This window comes from Aquamicrobium soli (assembly GCF_042646345.1).
Classification (GTDB): Bacteria; Pseudomonadota; Alphaproteobacteria; order Rhizobiales; family Rhizobiaceae; genus Mesorhizobium; species Mesorhizobium soli_A.
On the sequence record NZ_JBHRTK010000003.1, the window covers coordinates 65,489 to 84,904 of the forward strand.

Sequence of the window (19,416 nt, forward strand, 5' to 3'; positions counted from 1 at the left end):
GGTATGAAGCGCTGCATGTTCGTCGACGATTCTAGCATCATCAGGAAGGTTGCCAAGCGAATCCTCGGTGGCCCGGACATGCTGGTGATCGAAGCCGAGAGCGGTCGCGAGGCGTTGCGCATGTGCGCGGCCGACATGCCGGACATCATCGTCGTGGATTCCAGCCTCGCGGACATGGAAGCGGTCGACCTCATCCGCAGCCTGCGTAGCCTGGCGTCGCCCGTCTCGCCGCAGATCCTGATTTCGCTGGTCGAGGTCGACATCGGCGCCATCATGCGCGCCAAGCGGGCCGGAGCGCAGGGCTACCTGCTGAAGCCCTTCAACCGCTCGCAACTTCTCGAGCGCTTCCGTTCCCTGCATCTCGCCGCCTGATTCGCAGACGGAGGCCGTAAACGCAAAAAACCCGGCAAACGCCGGGTTTTCGTGCAGGTTTTGTCATTCAAGCGCGTTCAGGCGCTTTCGCGGATGTCTTCCGGCTCGCGCAGGACATAGCCGCGGCCCCACACCGTCTCGATATAGTTCTGGCCGCCGGAAGCAGCGTCGAGCTTCTTCCTGAGCTTGCAGATGAAGACGTCGATGATCTTCAGTTCCGGCTCGTCCATGCCGCCGTAGAGGTGGTTGAGGAACATTTCCTTGGTCAGCGTGGTGCCCTTGCGCAGCGAGAGCAGCTCCAGCATCTGGTATTCCTTGCCGGTCAGGTGCACGCGCTGCGCGCCGACCTCGACCGTCTTGGCATCCAGGTTGACGACCAGTTCGCCGGTGGTGATGACGGACTGGGCATGGCCCTTCGAGCGACGCACGATGGCATGGATGCGGGCGACCAGTTCGTCCTTGTGGAACGGCTTGGTCATGTAGTCGTCCGCGCCGAAGCCGAGGCCGCGCACCTTGTCCTCGATGCCGGCCATGCCGGAAAGGATGAGGATCGGCGTCTTTACCTTGGAAAGGCGAAGTGTCCTCAAGACCTCGTAGCCCGACATGTCGGGAAGATTGAGATCGAGAAGAATAATGTCGTAGTCGTAGAGCTTTCCGAGATCGACACCCTCTTCGCCGAGATCGGTCGTATAGACGTTGAAGCTTTCGGACTTCAGCATCAGCTCGATGCTCTGTGCGGTTGCACTGTCGTCTTCTATCAGCAGAACGCGCATCTTAATCCCCTTTTCCGCCATCGGCCCGTCGGCAAACCGTTCAGGACCGGAGCAGCGATTACCTCGTCGAAAGCTGCCACCGAATGGTTAACAAATCCTAATCACGCACCCGAAGCGGTATCAGATTTTTTAACCAATTTCTACACTCACTTGAATCCAATATGGAATCTGTACACTCATGCGTTAACCCGGAACATTAAGAAACCGGGCTAACCGATTCATCCGACTCTCAGCGACGGTCGATTTCCCCGAGCGGAATTTTTACCACCCCTTAAGTCCTGGGGCCTATGATTAACAATGCCCGTAAACGAATGGTTACCGGTTCGAAAAAACTTTAGGATTTTGTTTCCCATAGCGAGGGGAAAGCTCGGGGAAACACGCGGGAAGGAGCCTTCCGGGGTCAATTGGACGCTATGTGCGTAAATGCGTTTGCTGGAGTACCAAGTCATGAAGTCACGTGAAAACCTGGTTCGCCTGAAGAAGTTCCAGGTCAACGAGAAGCGGCGCCAACTGCTGCAACTCGACATGATGATCGCCGATTTCGAGCGCATGGCGGGAGAATTGGAACTGCAGATCGCCGCCGAGGAGAAGAAGGCCGGGATCACCGATATTCATCATTTCGCCTATCCGACCTTCGCCAAGGCAGCGCGCCAGCGCTGCGAAAACCTCAGGGATTCCCAAGCCGACCTCGTTCAACAGCGAGGTGCTGCCGAATCTGTACTCGCTGAAGCTGAAGCGGAGCTTTCCAAGGCGGAGTTGCTGGAATCGCGCGACAGCAAGGTCCGGGAGGTCGAAACCGGCGGTCGCAGCGCCATGATCGGCTGATCGGGCCGTCGCAGCGGCCCTGATTTCACGGAAGCCCGAACCTGTTTCCCAAGAGCGGAAACCGGTTCCGGGCATGAATCTGCATGAAATCGAGGCCCCTAAGCGTGGCGCGGATCCGACGGATTCGGACCCCGCTTCAAGGGCGGCGACAAGCGAAGCACCAAGCCGCGAAAGCGGCAGGCCCTAAGCCCAGCCCGAGTTCAGAAAACAAGGAAAAGCTTTCGGTTCGGCGGCCGGGGAACAACCCGGCGGCCCGTAAGCGATTAAGGAGCGCCCGCACTGCGTACGCCTCCAACGCATGTCTTCCGAAAAAACGCGAGCCGATTTCCGGCGAGGACATGCATGAAAATCAAGGGGATAAGGCGCGGGATCCGAGCCTTACGGATCGCGACCCGCTTAGTGCCGGTATTGCTGGATGCGCGTGGTGCGCAGGCCGGCCAGGCCATACTCGTCGATCGAGGCCTGCCAGGAAAGGAATTCTTCCGTCGTCAGCTTGTAGCGCTGGCACGCTTCATCGAGGCTGAGCAGTCCGCCCCTCACGGCTGCTACGACCTCCGCCTTACGCCGGATAACCCAGCGACGCGTATTCGTCGGCGGCAGGTCTGCAATGGTAAGTGGGCTGCCGTCAGGCCCGATAACATATTTGACTCGCGGTCTAATCAGATCGGTCATCGTACTCTCTACAAAAAAACTCAAAGACCCAATCACCACCACATTACGGCCACAGCTTTAAAATTTGCCTAAGCCTGCCCTAATGGATAGGTAAGGATCATGAATGCCGCGTTAGGGTTTTCATCGGCATTTGAAGTAACGCAAACAAAGCTGCCCCCGTCGCTCCCATGGAGCGGCCGAGGAGACCGCGATGCTGGCGAAGCGGGCAGGCATGCCCTATATTCGCCGCACCCCTGCCGGCCAGAAACCGGTAGCGGCGTCGAACGTACGGACCTGAGCCATGAACAGCCTTGACCTTACCGCCCGCCCGGAAGACACGCGCGTCGTCGTCGCGATGTCTGGCGGCGTCGATTCCTCCGTGGTCGCGGGCCTGCTCAAGCACGAAGGCTACGACGTCATCGGCGTCACGCTGCAGCTTTACGACCATGGCGCGGCCACGCACCGGGTCGGCTCCTGCTGCGCCGGGCAGGACATCGACGACGCCCGCCGCGTCGCCGAAACGCTCGGCATCCCACATTATGTGCTGAATTACGAAAAGCGGTTCCGCGAGGCCGTGATCAATCCCTTCGCCGCCAGCTACGTGGCCGGCGAAACGCCGATTCCCTGCGTCGCCTGCAACCAGACCGTCAAGTTCGCCGATCTTCTGTCGACCGCCCAGGAACTGGAGGCCGACGCGCTGGCGACCGGCCATTACATCCGCTCGCGCGCCAACGGCGCCCACCGCGCGCTTTACCGGCCGGTCGACACCGACCGCGACCAAAGCTATTTCCTGTTCGCCACTACGCAGGCGCAGATCGACTATCTTCGCTTTCCGCTCGGCCACCTGCCGAAGCCCGCGGTGCGCGCCATGGCGGAGGAAATGGGCCTGTCCGTCGCCACCAAGCACGACAGCCAGGACATCTGCTTCGTGCCGCAGGGCAAATATTCCGACGTCATCGCCAAGCTTCGCCCCAACGCCGCCGTCCCCGGCGACATCGTCCATATCGACGGGCGCGTGCTCGGCCAGCATGACGGCATCCTGCGCTATACGATCGGCCAGCGGCGCGGCATCGGCGTCGCCTCGGGCGATCCGCTCTATGTCGTCCACCTCGATGCCGACAACGCCCGCGTCGTCGTCGGCCCGCGCGAGGCGCTCGAGACGCACAAGGTCTTCCTGCGCGACGTGAACTGGCTGGGCGACGGCGCCCTGGCCGAGATTCCCGCCGGCGGCATGGAGCTTTTCGCCAAGGTGCGCTCGACGCGGCCGCCGCGCCCTGCCGTCCTCCACCACAGCGACGGCGCCGTGTGGGTCGAACTCGCCAACGGCGAGTCAGGCATCGCGCCCGGCCAGGCTTGCGTGCTCTATTCCGACGACGGCAACGAGGCGCGGGTCTTTGGCGGCGGCTTCATCGCCAGGTCCGAACGCAGCGCAGATGCCGAAGCGATGCTGAGCAAGCTCGCGGCAAAGCCCACCCACATCGCCGCCGAATAGCGGGGCATCACTCCAATCGGTAAAAAGTTAGGCTGTGAGCGCCGTCAGCGGCGGCGCTTGTCGTGCTTGACGGTGCCGGCAGTCAGCACCTTCAGCACCATGATCGCCTCGTTGCCGTCCGTCCGCGGCTCGGCACGCGTCTCGATGCACTGTATGAAATGCTCCAGTTCGCGCGTCAGCGGCATGCCCTGCTCGACTTCGACATAGGACGGCTCGTTGGCCGTGAACGCCCACTGGCCGCTGTCCTGCCAGACGGCGTGGCGGTAGACGGCAAGCTTGCGCTCCCACGGCTCGACATCGTCGAACACCGCCATGGCCTTGGTGCCGACCACGGTCAGCCGCCGCTCGCGATAGGGATTGAGCCGCGAAGCGAACAGATGGCCGGAAAGGCCGTGCGGAAAGCGCATGTGCAGGTGGGCGAAATCGCTGAGGTTGTCGAGGATGGCCGCCCCCTCGCCATGCACTTCCAGCGGTTCGGTGCCGGTGATGGCCAGGATCATCGACAGGTCGTGCGGCGCCAGATCCCACAGCGCATCGTTTTCGGTGTGGAATTTGCCCAGGCCCAGCCGGTGCGAGTGGATGTAGCGCACGTCGCCCAGCTCGCCCTTGTCGATCAGCGCCTTCAGCGTCTCGAAGGCCGGATGGAAGCGCAGCACGTGGCCTACCATATAGACGCGGCCATGGTCGTGCGCGGCCTTCACGGCGCGCTCGGCATCGGCCACCGTCAGCGCCACGGGCTTCTCGACCAGCACGTCCTTGCCGCTTTCCACCGCGCGGATGGCCGTCCCGGCATGGAACTGCGGCGGCAGCGCCATGACGATGGCGTCGATGTCGTCACGGGAAAAGAGATCGTCCGGCGCAATCGCCAGGCATTCCTGTTCGCTGGCAAACCCTTCGGCGCGCGCCGGGTTGGCATCCGAAACCGCATACAGCGCCCCAAGCGCCTTGAGGGTCCGGATATGGTTGCTCCCCCAATATCCGCACCCGAGAACAGCTATACGTGGTTTCATCAAGGTAAACTCAAGAATTATGTGGCTGACACATAGCGGTGCGGCCCCCCGAACTCAACCCCGGCGTCGGCTTGCGCCCGCATCAGGCCTGCTTTTTGCCTGTAGCGAATAAGCTGGCACAACGGCTGCTTCGAAGCTTGACAGGCCAACCCCGGCAACATTATATCCGCCCGACCTTGGCAAACGCCTCGCCTGCCCTGCACCGCGAAGCCTTGCCTATCCTGGCGGGATAGCTCAGTTGGTTAGAGCACGGGAATCATAATCCTGGGGTCGGTGGTTCGAGTCCACTTCCCGCTACCATTCTTTTCTCCATTAAATCAGCTACTTAGCGGAACGCGAAACTGGAACATACGCCGGTTTCATGTCGCGCAGCGACTCTGTCATCGCGGCCCCCCGCCTGCGCAGGTCAGCCAAGCGCCGCTCAGCGATATTCATGAGTATCCGGCGCTTCGGGGCGGAGCAAAGAAAATGGCAGCCGGTAGCGCTCGACCGCCTTGGATGGCCCTCTCACAAAAAGCCCGCCACCCGTGAGAGAGGGTGACGGGCCCACTCGCAGTACCTCGATAGTCATGGACCCACCGAGATCACGGAAAACGTACCTGACCTTCGAGGGTTCCAAAAATCCATCGCCCCAACGATTTGTTGACCGCCACATATCATGCGCCGCTTGCATGGTGGTAACAATGGTGCTTCGCTAAAGCGGCGGGGAACGGAGGAGGCACGAATGCAACTGCATCAACGCGGCGTCGATCTGCTGGTCAATCTCATGGACGCCGATCAGCACTTTGACAGTATTACTCCTGAGGAGATTCATCAGTTGATTCGTGAGGCTGTCGTCGTCTTCGGCCAGCTTCTGGACCGGGATATTCCTGATCAGCCAGCGGAACGCTCGTCTATCGACATGAAGGCGAAGCTGATCTAAGTAAAGCAAGGAACCCGTCACAGAGGGCACAAATGACGGGTTCCCTGAGGATGACACTCATCCTCTATCGCGTGTCGCTTCGCGATTTCTTTCAAGCTTGTGCTTTTGAATTCGTTCCATTTCCCCTCCAAAAAAAGCCCGCCGGCCAAAGCCAGCGGGCGACCATGCAGCGGCAGCCAGGCCTGTCATGGAATAGACCCCAAACACCGCCCAGCGAACTCTGTGCCGGGTGAACCAGCGGCGCCGAGTATCGAGAGCGCTTTTTCTTGATCCTCGCCCAGTGCAAGCCATCGTTTTTTTCGGAACGAGATAGCGCCGATCTGCATTCTCCCGCGGCAATCTTGCTGAAAAGGAGAAAACGATGAAACGCCTTCTTCCCCTATTCGTCGTCTGTGCGGCCATTGGTGGCGCCACTGCTGCCGTCGCTGATACCGTCGTGATTCAGCCAGAACAGCGGACGGTCATTCAAGAGTACGTCCACAAGAATCCGGTGGCTTCAGTGAGCGTTGCCGGGCTGGAACTTAGCGTAGGGGCGAAAGTGCCGGACACGGTAGTCCTTCACGAGGTCCCCGACGTGAAGTACCGCTACACTGTCATCGACAACCAGACGGTTTTGGTTGATCCCGATACGCACGAAATCGTCGAGATCGTACACTGATCGCGACGGGTACGATGCCCGCCGCGCGATATCTCAGCGGACGAAAATCCGTTCCAAACGACAAAAAAGACCCGCCCCGGAGAACCGGAGCGGGTGTCCGGCAAGAGGGGCGCTTGAGCTTCGAGGTCTTGCACATAGGCGACAGATGCTTCACAGTCCGACTGCAATCATTGATGCGGAGGGATGGAAATGACGCATTCGAAACGGATTGGGCCGCTGCCGCCGCCGATAGACTGACATCAGACCTAATCTAATCGGAGCCCGGCCATCGCGCCGGGCTTTTGTTATCTTGAAACGACAAAAAGCCCGCCAGCCCGGGCCAGCGGCAGGGCAGTGGGTAGGAGGGGATATGATCGAAACGCGGTAGCAGGCCGGAATGATGCCCGGCAACGTGGCAGGCTGCGCCTGTAGCTACCTGGTTAGCCAATCCTATCGATGAGGACCTTCGTTGGCACCCCAATTGTTACGGCCTGCGACACCGCACTGACGCGGATTCCGGCAAGGACCTTGCCAATGGTCGTCCCCCCCCCCCCGCAGCGCTTCCAGACCTATTAGGTAAACAAGCAAATCAGGCAAATAGAACCACTGAACTTGGATCACAGATTTCGACAGAGTACCCTGTGGCGTCAGTGCCAGTTCGACCATTCGCGGCGATCTGGCCGGGCTTGCGCTTCCTGCGCAGCGGCAATGTGCGGCTTCAGTCGGCCGACAGTTGCGCGGTCCGCGCCAGGGCGCTGCTGAAACCGGTCAGCGAAGTGGTGAATTCGATCGGCTGGCCGGTATCGGACGCCGTTCCTTCGATCTTCAGCACCGTGCCCGCTTTCAGGGCTTCCAGCGTCTTGGCGTCGAACGCCACCGGCACCATGCATCCAGCCGCCAGGCAGGTGGAAAATCCCAGCGCCCCTTCCAGTTTCCGGTCGTCGATCTTCAAACCGACGCCCTTGGCGAGCGCCAGGCCGAACGGCAGGGCCAGCGTGCCGGTGGTGTCCTGCGCCGTCTTGGTCATCAATTCGATGGCGAGCAGGCGCTGGCCGTTGGCCTGGTTGAACTGCTGATGCGACAGGCTGCACAGCTTGATCGCATTGGCGATCCGGCAGTTGACCGTCCAGTCGCCGTGCGTTTCCGAAAGGGCCGACGCGCCACCCGGCAGTTGCGGCGACGAGGCGGCAACGGCCGGCTTGGTCTGCGCCAAGGCTGCGGCCGTCTGCGGCCCCAGCATGCCGATCGCGCCAAGGACCAGGACCGGCAGTGCTTTCCTGAACGTCATATATCCCTCACCCACTACGAGAACGCCGAAAGAGCCGCGTTCCGAACGGCTCTCCCCCTGCCTCAGAAACGAACTTTCAGCGCGGCGCTGACAGCGTTCATCTCGACCCTTTTGCCGAAAGCGCCATTGTAGCGGACAGCCAGGCCGACGCCGTTGACGCCGTTCAGCTCGACGCCGGCGCCGACACGGTAAAGCGGCGAATCCACCGCCTCGGTCAGCGTCAGCGGAGGCGCGCCCAGCCCCTCGACCGCCTTGAACTGGCCCTCGATCTTCCAATCCTTGTTGGAGAACTCGATGCTGCCCATGGCGTAGGCCCGCAGGCTGGCCTTGTCGCTGATGGCGATATCGGTCCCGATCTCGAGGCCGGGCGTCGCCGACAGATAGGTGTTGGCGGTGCCGCCGAAATCGAACGCCGCGACCGAGCCGCTTTCCTTGCCCGACACCCGCAGGTAACGGGCGTCGAACTGCAGCGTCGGCTGCACGTAGACGCCGCCCAGTTGATGGGTGAAGCCGAAGCGCACGGAAGCACCGAACTGGCTGGCATCCTGCGTATAGGAGACGCTGTTGCCGATCCCCGCATGCAGGATCTCATCCAGGTACTCCCCGGCCAGGGTCTCGCCCGGTATGAAGCCCACCTGCGCGATCGTGGTATCGCGCGTACCATCGAACTTGCCGGTACCGCCGCCCAGCGCGAAGTCGGCGAAATACTGGGCGTTGGTATATTTGGCCAGCGCATAGGCCTGCCAGGATTCGCCCGTCGTTTCCGACAGAAGGTCGCCCTTGAACCACACGTTGGACGTGAAGTCGGTGCGGCCGAGGGCGCCGCCGAGCGACCAGTTGTCGTTGAGCTCGCCCATCGCCCCCAGCGACATCGTCTTGTAGACGTCGTTGCGGTTGGTGGCGCCCGGCCCCATGTCGCGATTGTAGTTCTGCTGCGGGCTGATCGAGAACCACACGCAGCGGCCGTCGTAATCGTAGGTCGCCCCCTCGGTGCACTCGCGCGCAGTCTGCAGCATCGTGTCCGTGGAACGGTTGATCATCTCGAAGCTATGCACGGCATAGTGCGGGGTCAGGCGGGTCAGCGCCTTTCCGAACTCCTCCTCGGTCTGCGAGAAGCGCAGCATGTTGATCATCCGCGCCAGTTCGCTCGGCTGGTCGTAGAGCGCCTGCACATTCTGCAGGCCGTCGAAATAACCGGCCATCTGGAAGACGCCCGGATCGGTGACGCCGGAAGCCGGATCCTTGATCATATCCTCGAAGGTCGGGCTTTCGGAATAGAGGATCAGGCTCTTCTCGTCGGCCGACGCCTTCGTCTTGAAGGCGAAGCCGACCGCAGGATGCGCCAGCGTGGGCGTCATCGTCGTCTCGATGTGGTCGCCCGTCGCGATGACATAACCATCGCGGTCGAACAACCGGTCGATGGACGTGAAATTCAGCGGCGCATCGCCGGCATAGCTGCCGGCCCCGGTCAGGTCGGTGATGTCAGTCATGTGGTTGTCGAGGTCGAGATCGGTGACGAGGTCGCCCGACAGCGTCTGCGTGTAGCCGCCCGTGATCATCAGCGAGCCGAGGGCACCGATGCCGTTGTTGGTCATCAGGCCATCGTTCAGGAACGTACCGCCATTGAGCTTGATGGTGGCGGGCGTGACGAAGGCAAGCGTGTCGGGATCGAGAATGGAAATATTGACCACCGACGAATCGATGAAGTTGTGGAAGCCGTTGCTGCCGCCGCCAAGATCGACATTGCCGATGAAGCGGCCGAGCGTCTTGACGCTGCCGTCGCCGTTGAAGGTCTTGATGTTGTCGATCTGGTCGTTGCCGGACGTGCCGGTAGCGGTCAGCGCGCTGAAGTCGTCGAAGAGCGACGCTAGGATGGCATTCTCGGGCACGAAAGGTTCGTCGCCCGCAGCGAACAGCGAGAAGGTCTGGAACGCCGGGACATAGGTAAAGGACGACCCCATCGCGTAGGTCAGGCTATTGTTGGTGACGACATTGTCGGCGCCGCCGACCAGCGCGATGGCCACGCCGGTGCCACCACCGCCGATGGCGTACGCGCCGTTCAGGTCGATGGTGAGGTTACCCTTGGCGTAGCCGAGGTTCGACGTGGATTCGGCATAGGCCGCGACCGAATCGAGACCCTGCGCGATCAAACTTCCGCCGGCACCGAGATGGACGCTATTGGCGTTGCCCTGGCCGGTAGAACTCTGGCCGAACATGGCATAGGCTTGCGCGCCTTCCACCCAGACCTGGCTCAGCGTGGTCGCGGAAGCCGCTTGCGCGTCGCCAATGCCGCCGCCGCTGCCCGCCGCACCCTCCGTCAGCGTGCCGCCCGCGCCGCCGCCGCCGCCCACCGCCTGCGCGACGATGCCGTGGCCGCGGTCCCCCATCGCGTGGACATCGCCGTCCTGGATGATGGTCACGATGCCGCCGCTGCCCTTGGCGCCCGAGAAGGTGTTGAAGCCGATGGTATTGTTATCGATACCGCTGCCGCCGTCCGCCGTGGCGCCGAAGCGCCCGAAGCCCGCGCCGCCGAGCCCGCCGCCGCCACCCACCGATTGCGCGAAGATGGCCATGGAATCGACGCCATGCGTGACGATGGTGCCGGTGCGGATGACGGTGACGTTGCCGCCGTCGCCCCCCTTGCCGCCGAGGCCGCCGATACCGAGCGCATTGGACGTCTGCCCCTTGGCGTCGCCGCCGACACCGCCGCCGCCGCCGATCGACTGGGCCACCACGCCATGCGCGCGGGCGCCGAAGGTTTCGATCGAACCGGACACGGTGACTTTCACGTCGCCGCCGTCGCCGCCGTTGCCGCCCTTGCCGCCGAGGCCGATCGTCACCGAATCGGCGCCTGCCGCGTCGGAAGTCACCGTGCCGCCATAGCCGCCGCCGCCGCCCACGGACTGCGCGAAGATGCCGTAGGAGCCGTCCTTGTGGGTGATGATCTCGCCGTAATTGTTGACCTCGACATAGCCGCCGTCGGACTTGGCGTTGGGATCGCCCAGGTCGATGGGGATCGGCAGGCCGCTGGCCCCACCGCCGATGGTCATGTCGGCCTTGGACGCGCCTGTGGCAGCGCCCGACGCACCGCCGCCACCGCCGACGGACTGCGCGAAGATGCCGTGCGAGATATAGCCGAGCGTTTCGATGCGGCCGTAATTGTCGACGCGCACTTCACCGCCCTTGCTGCCCTCTCCGCCCTGGCCGCCGACGTAAAGCGTCACCGCCGTCTCGGCCTCGCCGTTCTCGGTCGAACCGGCCCCGCCGGCGCCGCCGCCGCCGCCCACCGACTGTGCGAAGATGCCGTGCGAATTGTCGCCCTTGGTCAGGATATCGCCGCCCGCGAAGTTCTTGACGGTCACCTTGTCGCTGGTGCCGCCGTCGCCGCCGGCGCCGCCGAGGCTCAGCGTCACCGCGACCTTCGAATCGTTGGCCGAGGTGGCGGAAGCGCCGCCCACGCCACCGGAGCCGCCGATCGACTGCGCCAAGATGCCGTGCGAATTGGCCTTGTCGGTCTGGATCCAGCCGCTGTTCTCGACATTGACCTTACCGGCGTTGCCGCCGACATTGCCGGAGCCGCCGAGCGAAAGATTGACGCTGACTTCCGCGCCGTCGCTCCTGCCCTTGCTTGCCCCTGCGCCGCCGGCGCCACCGCCGCCGCCCACCGACTGCGCGAAAATGCCGATCGAGCGCTCCTGCTGCGTCCAGATGCCGGCCGAGGCGAGGTTGAACACGTCCACCTGCGCGCCGTTGCCGCCGCCACCGCCAGCGCCGCCGAGCGACCCGCCGATGGCGTATTTGCCGATGGTGCCGGAACTCGACGAACCGCCGACACCACCGCCGCCGCCGATGGAATTGGCGCTGATGCCGTAGGAATCCTGCCCGTTGGTGATGATCAGGCTGCTGTTGGTGACGGAAACCGTGCCGCCATTGCCGGCACCACCGGCCGCAAGTGCGATGGCCGCACCGATGCCGACCGAGGTCTCGCCCTCGCTGCCTCCGCCGACGATCTCTTCATCCGTCGAAGCGGCCCCGCCACCGCCGCCGCCACCGCCGACCGACATCGCCAGGATGCCGATGGAATTGAACCCGCTGGTACGGATTTCACCGGAATTGTCGACATGGACGCCGGCGCCGATGACGTTGCCGTCACCGTCCAGCCGGAACAGGGCGGCGTCGTTGCCCGAGCCGCCCTTGCCGCCGATGCCGACATTGGCGGTAACGCTGGTGCCGCTGGTGCCGCCGACATGGAAAGCCTTGGCGTTGGCCGCGCCGCCCATGCCGCCGCCGCCGCCGATCGACTGCGCGACGATGCCGGAGGAATAGTCGCCCCCGGTCGTCAGATTGCCGGAGTTGGTCACGTCGACCGCGCCGGACGTATTGCCGGTGCCGCCGGCGCCGCCGACGCCGACATTGACCGCGACGTTGACGCCGTTTTGCGTGCCGAGATCGGCGGTCGCGCTGTTGGTGGCGCCGCCGTTGCCGCCGCCGCCGCCGATCGACTGCGCGACGATCGCCGCGCTCATGTCGCCGCCGGTGGTGACGGTCATGGCGTTATGGACGAGCACGTCGCCGCTGACGTTGCCGTCGCCACCGCCGCCGCCGACGCTGACGGCGGCGTTGACGCTGACATTGGAGCCGTAGCCGCCAGCCGCGCTCCAGGAATCGCCGCCATTGCCGCCGCTGCCGGCAACCGACTGCGCCAGGATGCCGATGGCGCCGGCGCCCTTGGTGACGATGCTGCCACCGCCGTTCAGGCCGCTGTCGACGATGACCAGGTCGCTCTTGCCGCCATCGCCGGCCCAGCCGCCGACGGTCACCCCAAGCGAGACATTGACACCGTTGCTGGCCGAACCGGTGATCGTAGCGGCGCGGCCGCCATTGCCGCCGCCACCGCCGATCGACTGGGCGACGATGCCGCCCGCGCCGGCCGCATCCGTGTCGGCCCACAGGTTGCCGTCGGCCCGGACCGTGACCTTGCCGCCCGCGCCGCCATCGCCGCCGGAACCGCCGACCGACACGCCGACCGATGCGGAAGCATAGGGACCGCCGCTGAACGAACCGGAATAGGCGGCGCCGCCATTACCACCGCTGCCGCCCACGGATTGAGCCAGGATGGCCTTCGACCCGGCGCCGCCGACATGGATGTCGCCCTTGTGGGTGACGGTGACCTGGTCCGAGAGGTTGCCGTCCCCGCCGCCGCCGCCGATCGCCACCGAAGCCGCGCCCCAAACGCCCACGGCCAGGGTGCCGACCGAACCGCCATTGCCGCCGCCGCCGCCGACCGACTGCGCCAGGATGCCGTGCGACAGCGCGCCTTTCGTCGTGATGTCGGCCGTGTTCCTGACCTCGACCACACCGCCCTTGCCACCGCCCCCGCCGGAGCCGCCGATGCCGACCGCCGCGAACGCGCCGGCCGCGATCGCGAAGCCGCCGTCGCCGCCCGAGCCGCCGAGCGACTGCGCGAAGATGCCGATCGACATGTCCCTGTCGGTGTCTATCCGGCCGGTATTCTCGACATAAACCCGGTTGCCGCTGCCACCGGAAGCGCCGCTTCCGCCGAGCGAGAAAGAGGGTCCGCCGACCGATACCGCGAAACCGCCCGAGCCGCCGCCGCCGCCGACCGATTGCGCGAGGACGCCGTGCGACTGGATGCCCTCGGTATGGATCGCCGCGCCGTTGGTCACATCGACGGTGGATCCCGTGCCGCCGCCGCCGCCCTTGCCGCCAATACTCACATTGAGGCCGAGCCCTGCACCCGCGGTGCCGCCGCCCGTGCCGCCGCCGCCGCCGATCGACTGCGCGATGAGGCCCGTCGAGCGGTCACCGATCGTATGGATCAGCCCGGAACTGATGCCGACCGTCACCGCTTCGGCGTCGCTTGCGGTGCCTGCCTTGCCGCCGATACCGACCGACGCCGCAACGGAACCGTTAAACGCGAAGCCCCCATTGCCGCCGCCACCGCCCACCGACTGGACGACGACGCCCGCCGAATCCTCACGATGCGTCGTGACGTTCAGCCCGGTCGTCGAAAAGAATTTCGCCGTCCCGGCTCCGCCGCCGCCCGCGCCGGCCCCTCCGATGCCGACGCTTGCACCGGCGCTGAGGCCGATCTGGCCACCGCCATTGCCGCCGCCGCCGCCGATCGACTGCACTATGATGCCCATCGACCGCTCGCGGAACGTTTCCACCGAGCCGTTATAGGTCGCTTCGACCGCCACGCCGTTGCCGGCGCCGCCGCCATTGCCGCCGATTCCGACATTCGCCCCCGCGGCCAGGCCGCCGACAAAGCCGCCATTGCCGCCGCCACCGCCGACCGACTGGACCACGAGACCTGCCGAGTCCATGCCGTTGGTGGTGATCGACTGCGTGGCGCCGGGCGCCATGTGCAGGGTCACGGTGCCGGCATCGCCGCCGCCGGCGCCTCTTCCGCCGACGCCGACGCTGGCGCCGAGGCTTACATCGGCGGTAAAGCCGCCATTGCCGCCGCCGCCGCCGATCGACTGCACGATCATGCCGATCGAGCGATCGTTGCCGGTGCTTACGCTGCCGCCAATGGTGGCGTCGACGATACCGCCCTTGCCGCCGGCGGCGCCATTACCGCCGACGCCGACGGCAGCCGCGGCCCCGGCGGAAATCGCGAAGCCCCCATTGCCGCCGCCGCCGCCGATCGACTGGATCAGGACGCCGGTCGAATCGACGCCATGGGTCGTTACTTTCGCGTTGGCTACGTTGTAGTTGACCTGCGCGCCGTCGCCGGCGGCATTGCCCGAGCCGCCCACCGACACGCCCACGATGCCGCCGAGCGCCACGGCGCCGCCGCCATTGCCGCCGCCACCGCCGACGGATTGGGCGATGATGCCGGCCGCTGAACGGCCGCTTGTACTGACCGTAACGTCGCTGCTGTTCTCTTCGAGATTGACATTGACGGTGCCGCCATTGCCGCCGGTGCCGCCGCTGCCGCCGATCGCGACGGCTATATTGGGCGCCACGCCGACCGCGTAGCCGCCGTTGCCGCCGCCACCGCCGATCGATTGAACGAAAACGCCATGCGACCCGTTGCCCGTGGTTTCTATGGTGCCGCCCAGATTGGCGGTGGCGACACCGCCGACACCGCCGCCATCGCCCGAACCGCCGACCGAGATCAGGCCGGCAGCGCCCGCGCCATTGCCGCCGCCGCCGCCGATGGATTCCACCAGCATGCCGACCGAGGCGGTTCCGCCGGTGACGATATGCCCGGTATTGGTGCCCGTCGCGTTGCGGCCGTCATTGCCGGGACCGCCGGTGCCGCCAATGGCGATCAGGCCGCCGCCATCCGAGCCGTCGCCGCCGCCGCCGCCGACCGACTGCACCACCATGCCAGCCGAATAATCCGCATTCGTGGTGATCGAGCCGGAATTGACGCCTTCCGCCGTGCCGCCGAGCGTGGCCCCGCCGCCATTGCCGCCGCCCGAGACAAGCCCGGGGCCGCTGCCGCCATCGCCTCCCGCGCCTCCAGCCGCGCGCACCAGGATTCCGGCCGAGTAAAGGCCATTTGTAACGATCGTACCGCCGTTGTTGACATAGGCCGTACCGCCATTGCCGCCATTGCCGCCATTGCCCGAATCGGAGCCGAGGGCGCCGAACCAACCGCCGCCCACACCGCCATTGCCACCATTTGCCGTGGCCTGGATGCCGGCGGAGAAGATGCCGTCGGTGGTGATGTTGCTGCCGTCTGTCGTAGTGACGCTTACCGTGCCGCCATTGCCGCCATTGCCCCCATTATAGCCTTTGGTGACAAGGAGGATCGTGAATATTCCCCCTTCCCCGCCCGTGCCGCCGTTGGCACTGGCGCTAATTCCGGTAGCCCCGCCCAAAAACGGGTTGCCGTTGCTGGTTACGATGGTTGCCGTGTTGGTAAGCGTTACCGAGCCGCCATTGCCGCCATTGTCGCCGGAACTCACACTGCCATCAGCGCCCGGGCCGCCATTGGCCGTGCCCAGATAGCCGACGCCGCCATAGGTGATATTGACGTCGTTCTGATGGTTGATCGTGCCGCCGTTCTCGCCCTCGCCGCCGTTCTGGTTGATGAGGACCTGCTGCGCATGGACTGCAGCGGGAAGGAGCGCACCAAATCCGGTAAGTGCCGTCGCGCCGAGCAGCAAGGTCAACCGCCGCATCAGGATGTCGCGGCTACGCCGCTGCGCGGCCGGAAAATTCCGCGATTGCGCCGGCAAGACCGGCCCGGACCCCGATGCCCCAAGCTTCATATGCCACCCCCCACCGCGAAGCTGGCATCACCGCTCTCAGGAGCCGGATACTGCCATCATAGGAGTCCAATGCACTTGACGACGTTCATGTATGAAAAGCTGACACCCGGCCCTCTCCGCCAAGCATCGGGTCAACAGACTACATGAGGCTGCACAGGAATAAACTCGAAAATAACATTCCGCTAACAAAGCCGGGCAATGTGACTTTTATGTAACCTGTAGCTTAACCATGATGCGAACGCCGACGACCCGCCTCCAGTTCAGATGCGTCGTAGCAGCGCCCTCGCCGAAGATTGTTTTCAAAGCGGGCGCAAACAGTGTAGCGAGCGTCCGAAGGATGTTGGCGAACGGGGCAAACATCCTTGACCGATCTTAGCTGCGACCGTAGCGGCTTATGACATTTCCAGGCCCGCCTCAACCGCCATGCCGCTCAGGCGGAGATGGCCGGCAGCGGCCCGCCGTTCTCCCGCTTTCTTCCCACCAATCCGGCAATCGCCGGGATGGGCATAGGATGGCCGAACAGGAAGCCCTGCACTTCCGTGCAGCCTTCGGCCTGCAGGAAATCGATCTGCTCCTGGCGCTCGACCCCTTCGGCAAGCACCGAGATCTTGAGCGTGGAAGCGAGCATGATGGTCGCCTTGACGATCGCCGTCGCAGCCTCGTCATGAAGCAGGCCATCGACGAAGGAGCGGTCGATCTTGACCTTGTCGAAAGGGAATACCTGCAGGGTCGACAGGGACGAATAGCCTGTCCCGTAATCGTCCATGGCCACCGTCACGCCAAGCGCCTTGAGCTGGCGGATGACGTGCAGGGTTCGCTCGCGGTCCTCGATGATGCTCGCCTCGGTGATTTCGAGTTCCAGCCTTGAGGCCGATAGCCCGGTGACCCGCAACGTCTCCTGAACGATCTTCGGCAGGTCGGCCTGGGTGAGCTGTGCCGACGCGATATTGACGGCCACCCGGTAAGGTTTTTCCCAGATGGCCGCTTCCGCGCAAGCGGTCCTCAGCACCCATTCGCCTATCGGAACGATGAGGCCGGTTTCTTCCGCGATGGGAATGAATTCCGTCGGCGAAACGACGCCCCGCTTGCGGTGATGCCAGCGAAGCAGGGCCTCGTAGCCGCTGACGAGGCCGGATTGCACGTCGAGCTGGGGCTGGTAGTAGAGTTCCAGTTCGTCGCGCTCGATCGCCCTGCGAAGCTCCATGGTAAGGGCGCTGCGCTCGCGCCGGCCCTCGTCCATCGACGGCTCGTAATAGCAGATCTTGTCGCCGAGCGAGCGCTTGGCCCGGTACATAGCGAGATCGGCCGCGCCGATCAGTTCCTCGGTATCCCGGTAGTCGTCCGGGGACAGGCAGATGCCGACGCTGGCGCCGACCGACAAGGTGATCGACTCGCGCTGCAGCGGTTCCAGCACACAGGCGACGAGGCGCCGCGCGAACTGGTCGACTTCCGACCTGGCGTGGACATAGCGCTTGACGGCGATGAACTCGTCGCCGCCGACACGCGTGATCATCTCGCCCTTGCCCAGGAGCTGGACGAAGCGCTGGGCCAGGTTCTGCAACAGGAAATCGCCGGTATGGTGCCCATGCACGTCGTTGACCTCCTTGAAGCGGTCGAGGTCGATGACGAGCACCGCCGTCTGCAGGCCGCTCTCGTTGTCCTGCCTGAGGAAACCGGGCAGGTTCGCCGACAGGAAGGCGCGGTTGGGAAGGCCGGTCAGCGGGTCATGCAACGCGGCATGGCGGAAACCGTCGATGAGCTCGCGCTGCGAGCGCGCATCGATGATATAGAGCGCGACGCCGGCGATGATGGCCATTGTCGCCAGCACCAGCACGGCCAGGAACTCGCTGGAAATCGTCCGCGGCTGCACGAAGACGGAAGGGTCCGGGACGAGGGTGGCCGCACCCATCGCCGTAAAGTGCATGGTGCAGATGGCAAGCACCAGCAGCGCCATGGCGAGCGGCCGGCTGAGCCGGAAGCTGTGCCTGGCGACGATGTGGGTGGTCGCCGTACCGAAGCAGAGCGCGAACACGACCGAGGCGGCAACCAGCGTCCAGTCCCATTGAATGCGCCCCGCCACCTCCAGCCCGGCCATGCCGGTAAAATGCATAGCGACGATGCCGAGGCCGATGACGATGCCGCCGCATTCGCCGGGCACGCCCCTCGCCCCGCTGGTCGCCAGGAGAAACCCACCGGCGCTGAAGCCGATGGCGATCAGCAGCGATGCGATCGTGAGCACAGGGTCGAAGGCGTGGTCCATCGGCAGTTGGAACCCGAGCATCGCCACGAAATGCGTGGTCCAGATGGCGGCGCCGCAGGCCATCGCCGACAGCAATATCCACGAAAGGCGGGCCTCGTGAGACAGCCGCCGGGCCCGGTCAAAAAGCCGAATCGTCATCACGGCGCTGGCGACGCACACGATCGCAGCGACCAGGACGAAGGAATAGTCGTGATCATAGGTAAGACATGAAACGACTTTGAACAAAGCCCGCCCCCTTCTACCAGCCCGAGGGTACGATGCTCCGGAAATATGAAAGAAAGACCTAATTTGCCGGCGTAGTTTTCCGGCACCCCCGAACCACGTTCAGTCGAGCAAGCGAATAAAGAAGGGGCGATGAAGGGAACCAGACAAAATCGAGCGGCGGACGGAAAAAGCGCTTGGCAACCGGCAGATATTTTGGGGTGAAAAATGCCCGGCCAGGCGCCGGGTTCGGCCAACGGATCGGATTGGCCGGGGCGGGCTCAGCTTGTCTGGTTACCCGCCGGCAAGATTTGGCTCCGCTTCCCTGCCCGGCCTGGCTAACCCGGCCGGCGGTCGCGGAGCCTGGCGTCATGCTGCGTCGGCTATGTCCGATCCGGTGTCGAATACGCCTTCGGGGAGCGACAGGGCCTTGGCGATCCTGTCGCGATAACCCTTTTCAAAGCGGTGGCCGGCCTCGATCTGCGCGACCTCGTCGACGGTTAGGCCGCTGGTAACGGCCACGCTCTCGATGCTGTAGCCGAGGTGTTCCCGGTAGGCGCGGATGATATGCACGCCGGCCGAAATCGCCTTGGATACCTCTTCCGGCAATGCGAGGGGTTTTGAAGTCATCAATTCTGCCTCCAGTAAAAGAGATCGGCCGAGCGAACTCGAAACGCCTGCAAAGCCGATTTTGAGGGCGGATGCACAAGGCCCGAACGGGCATCATCCGAAAAGG

12 protein-coding genes and 1 tRNA gene are annotated in these 19,416 nt (G+C 64.3%); 6 read left to right on the plus strand and 7 right to left on the minus strand.

What is annotated here, in order from left to right; all coding sequences use genetic code 11:
* Positions 1-3 precede the first annotated feature (3 nt).
* Entirely contained in the window at positions 4-372 is a 369-nt protein-coding gene (locus tag ACFOHJ_RS03385; RefSeq protein ID WP_378218530.1) for a response regulator, read from the plus strand.
* A 77-nt stretch (positions 373-449) separates the two neighbouring features.
* Here the strand turns inward: ACFOHJ_RS03385 and ctrA are convergent, their stop codons facing one another.
* Complete coding sequence (ctrA, locus tag ACFOHJ_RS03390; protein ID WP_378218531.1) at positions 450-1,145, minus strand: response regulator transcription factor CtrA; 696 nt, start codon at positions 1,143-1,145, stop codon at positions 450-452.
* 447 nt (positions 1,146-1,592) lie between these two features.
* Here ctrA and ACFOHJ_RS03395 point away from each other — a divergent pair, with 447 nt between their 5' ends.
* Positions 1,593-1,970 carry a flagellar export protein FliJ gene (locus ACFOHJ_RS03395; protein WP_378218533.1) on the plus strand — a complete coding sequence of 126 codons (378 nt, stop codon included), beginning with the start codon at positions 1,593-1,595 and terminating at the stop codon, positions 1,968-1,970.
* 396 nt (positions 1,971-2,366) lie between these two features.
* Here ACFOHJ_RS03395 and sciP read toward each other — a convergent pair whose 3' ends face one another.
* Positions 2,367-2,642, minus strand: coding sequence for a CtrA inhibitor SciP (sciP, locus tag ACFOHJ_RS03400; protein WP_111542793.1), 276 nt, complete (start codon positions 2,640-2,642; stop codon positions 2,367-2,369).
* A gap of 280 nt (positions 2,643-2,922) precedes the next feature.
* Between sciP and mnmA the strand changes: the two genes are divergently transcribed.
* Positions 2,923-4,113: a tRNA 2-thiouridine(34) synthase MnmA gene (mnmA, locus tag ACFOHJ_RS03405; RefSeq protein WP_378218536.1), complete on the plus strand. Its 1,191-nt coding sequence runs from the start codon at positions 2,923-2,925 to the stop codon at positions 4,111-4,113.
* A 44-nt stretch (positions 4,114-4,157) separates the two neighbouring features.
* On the opposite strand, the gene ACFOHJ_RS03410 is transcribed toward mnmA, so the two are convergent.
* The gene (locus ACFOHJ_RS03410; protein ID WP_378218538.1) at positions 4,158-5,123 is read right to left on the minus strand and encodes a Gfo/Idh/MocA family protein; all 966 of its coding nucleotides are present in this window, start codon (positions 5,121-5,123) and stop codon (positions 4,158-4,160) included.
* Positions 5,124-5,346: 223 nt separating this feature from the next.
* Between ACFOHJ_RS03410 and ACFOHJ_RS03415 the strand changes: the two genes are divergently transcribed.
* The 3 genes from ACFOHJ_RS03415 to ACFOHJ_RS03425 all read left to right on the plus strand — a co-directional run bounded on the left by ACFOHJ_RS03415 (position 5,347) and on the right by ACFOHJ_RS03425 (position 6,703).
* Positions 5,347-5,423 (plus strand) — tRNA-Met (locus ACFOHJ_RS03415).
* Between the two features lie 424 nt (positions 5,424-5,847).
* Positions 5,848-6,045, plus strand: coding sequence for a hypothetical protein (locus tag ACFOHJ_RS03420; RefSeq protein WP_378218540.1), 198 nt, complete (start codon positions 5,848-5,850; stop codon positions 6,043-6,045).
* Between the two features lie 361 nt (positions 6,046-6,406).
* Complete coding sequence (locus ACFOHJ_RS03425; protein WP_378218542.1) at positions 6,407-6,703, plus strand: DUF1236 domain-containing protein; 297 nt, start codon at positions 6,407-6,409, stop codon at positions 6,701-6,703.
* Between the two features lie 697 nt (positions 6,704-7,400).
* Here the strand turns inward: ACFOHJ_RS03425 and ACFOHJ_RS03430 are convergent.
* The 4 genes from ACFOHJ_RS03430 to ACFOHJ_RS03445 all read right to left on the minus strand — a co-directional run bounded on the left by ACFOHJ_RS03430 (position 7,401) and on the right by ACFOHJ_RS03445 (position 19,310).
* Positions 7,401-7,970 carry an invasion associated locus B family protein gene (locus ACFOHJ_RS03430; protein ID WP_378218543.1) on the minus strand — a complete coding sequence of 190 codons (570 nt, stop codon included), beginning with the start codon at positions 7,968-7,970 and terminating at the stop codon, positions 7,401-7,403.
* A gap of 62 nt (positions 7,971-8,032) precedes the next feature.
* The gene (locus ACFOHJ_RS03435) at positions 8,033-16,129 is read right to left on the minus strand and encodes an autotransporter outer membrane beta-barrel domain-containing protein (protein ID WP_378218545.1); all 8,097 of its coding nucleotides are present in this window, start codon (positions 16,127-16,129) and stop codon (positions 8,033-8,035) included.
* 520 nt (positions 16,130-16,649) lie between these two features.
* Positions 16,650-18,704, minus strand: a complete 2,055-nt coding sequence (locus ACFOHJ_RS03440; RefSeq protein WP_378218547.1) for a putative bifunctional diguanylate cyclase/phosphodiesterase — start codon at positions 18,702-18,704, stop codon at positions 16,650-16,652.
* Positions 18,705-19,049: 345 nt separating this feature from the next.
* On the minus strand, positions 19,050-19,310 hold the full coding sequence (locus ACFOHJ_RS03445) for a helix-turn-helix domain-containing protein (protein ID WP_378218549.1): 261 nt from the start codon (positions 19,308-19,310) through the stop codon (positions 19,050-19,052).
* Positions 19,311-19,416: the final 106 nt, after the last annotated feature.

Coding starts and splice junctions, on each gene's coding strand:
- ACFOHJ_RS03425 (WP_378218542.1), top strand. CDS start 6,407: ATGAAACGCCTTCTTCCCCTATTCGTCGTCTGTGCGGCCATTGGTGGC.
- ACFOHJ_RS03435 (WP_378218545.1), bottom strand. CDS start 16,129: ATGCGGCGGTTGACCTTGCTGCTCGGCGCGACGGCACTTACCGGATTT.
- ACFOHJ_RS03410 (WP_378218538.1), bottom strand. CDS start 5,123: ATGAAACCACGTATAGCTGTTCTCGGGTGCGGATATTGGGGGAGCAAC.
- sciP (WP_111542793.1), bottom strand. CDS start 2,642: ATGACCGATCTGATTAGACCGCGAGTCAAATATGTTATCGGGCCTGAC.
- ACFOHJ_RS03385 (WP_378218530.1), top strand. CDS start 4: ATGAAGCGCTGCATGTTCGTCGACGATTCTAGCATCATCAGGAAGGTT.
- ACFOHJ_RS03395 (WP_378218533.1), top strand. CDS start 1,593: ATGAAGTCACGTGAAAACCTGGTTCGCCTGAAGAAGTTCCAGGTCAAC.
- ACFOHJ_RS03445 (WP_378218549.1), bottom strand. CDS start 19,310: ATGACTTCAAAACCCCTCGCATTGCCGGAAGAGGTATCCAAGGCGATT.
- ACFOHJ_RS03420 (WP_378218540.1), top strand. CDS start 5,848: ATGCAACTGCATCAACGCGGCGTCGATCTGCTGGTCAATCTCATGGAC.
- ACFOHJ_RS03430 (WP_378218543.1), bottom strand. CDS start 7,970: ATGACGTTCAGGAAAGCACTGCCGGTCCTGGTCCTTGGCGCGATCGGC.
- ctrA (WP_378218531.1), bottom strand. CDS start 1,145: ATGCGCGTTCTGCTGATAGAAGACGACAGTGCAACCGCACAGAGCATC.
- mnmA (WP_378218536.1), top strand. CDS start 2,923: ATGAACAGCCTTGACCTTACCGCCCGCCCGGAAGACACGCGCGTCGTC.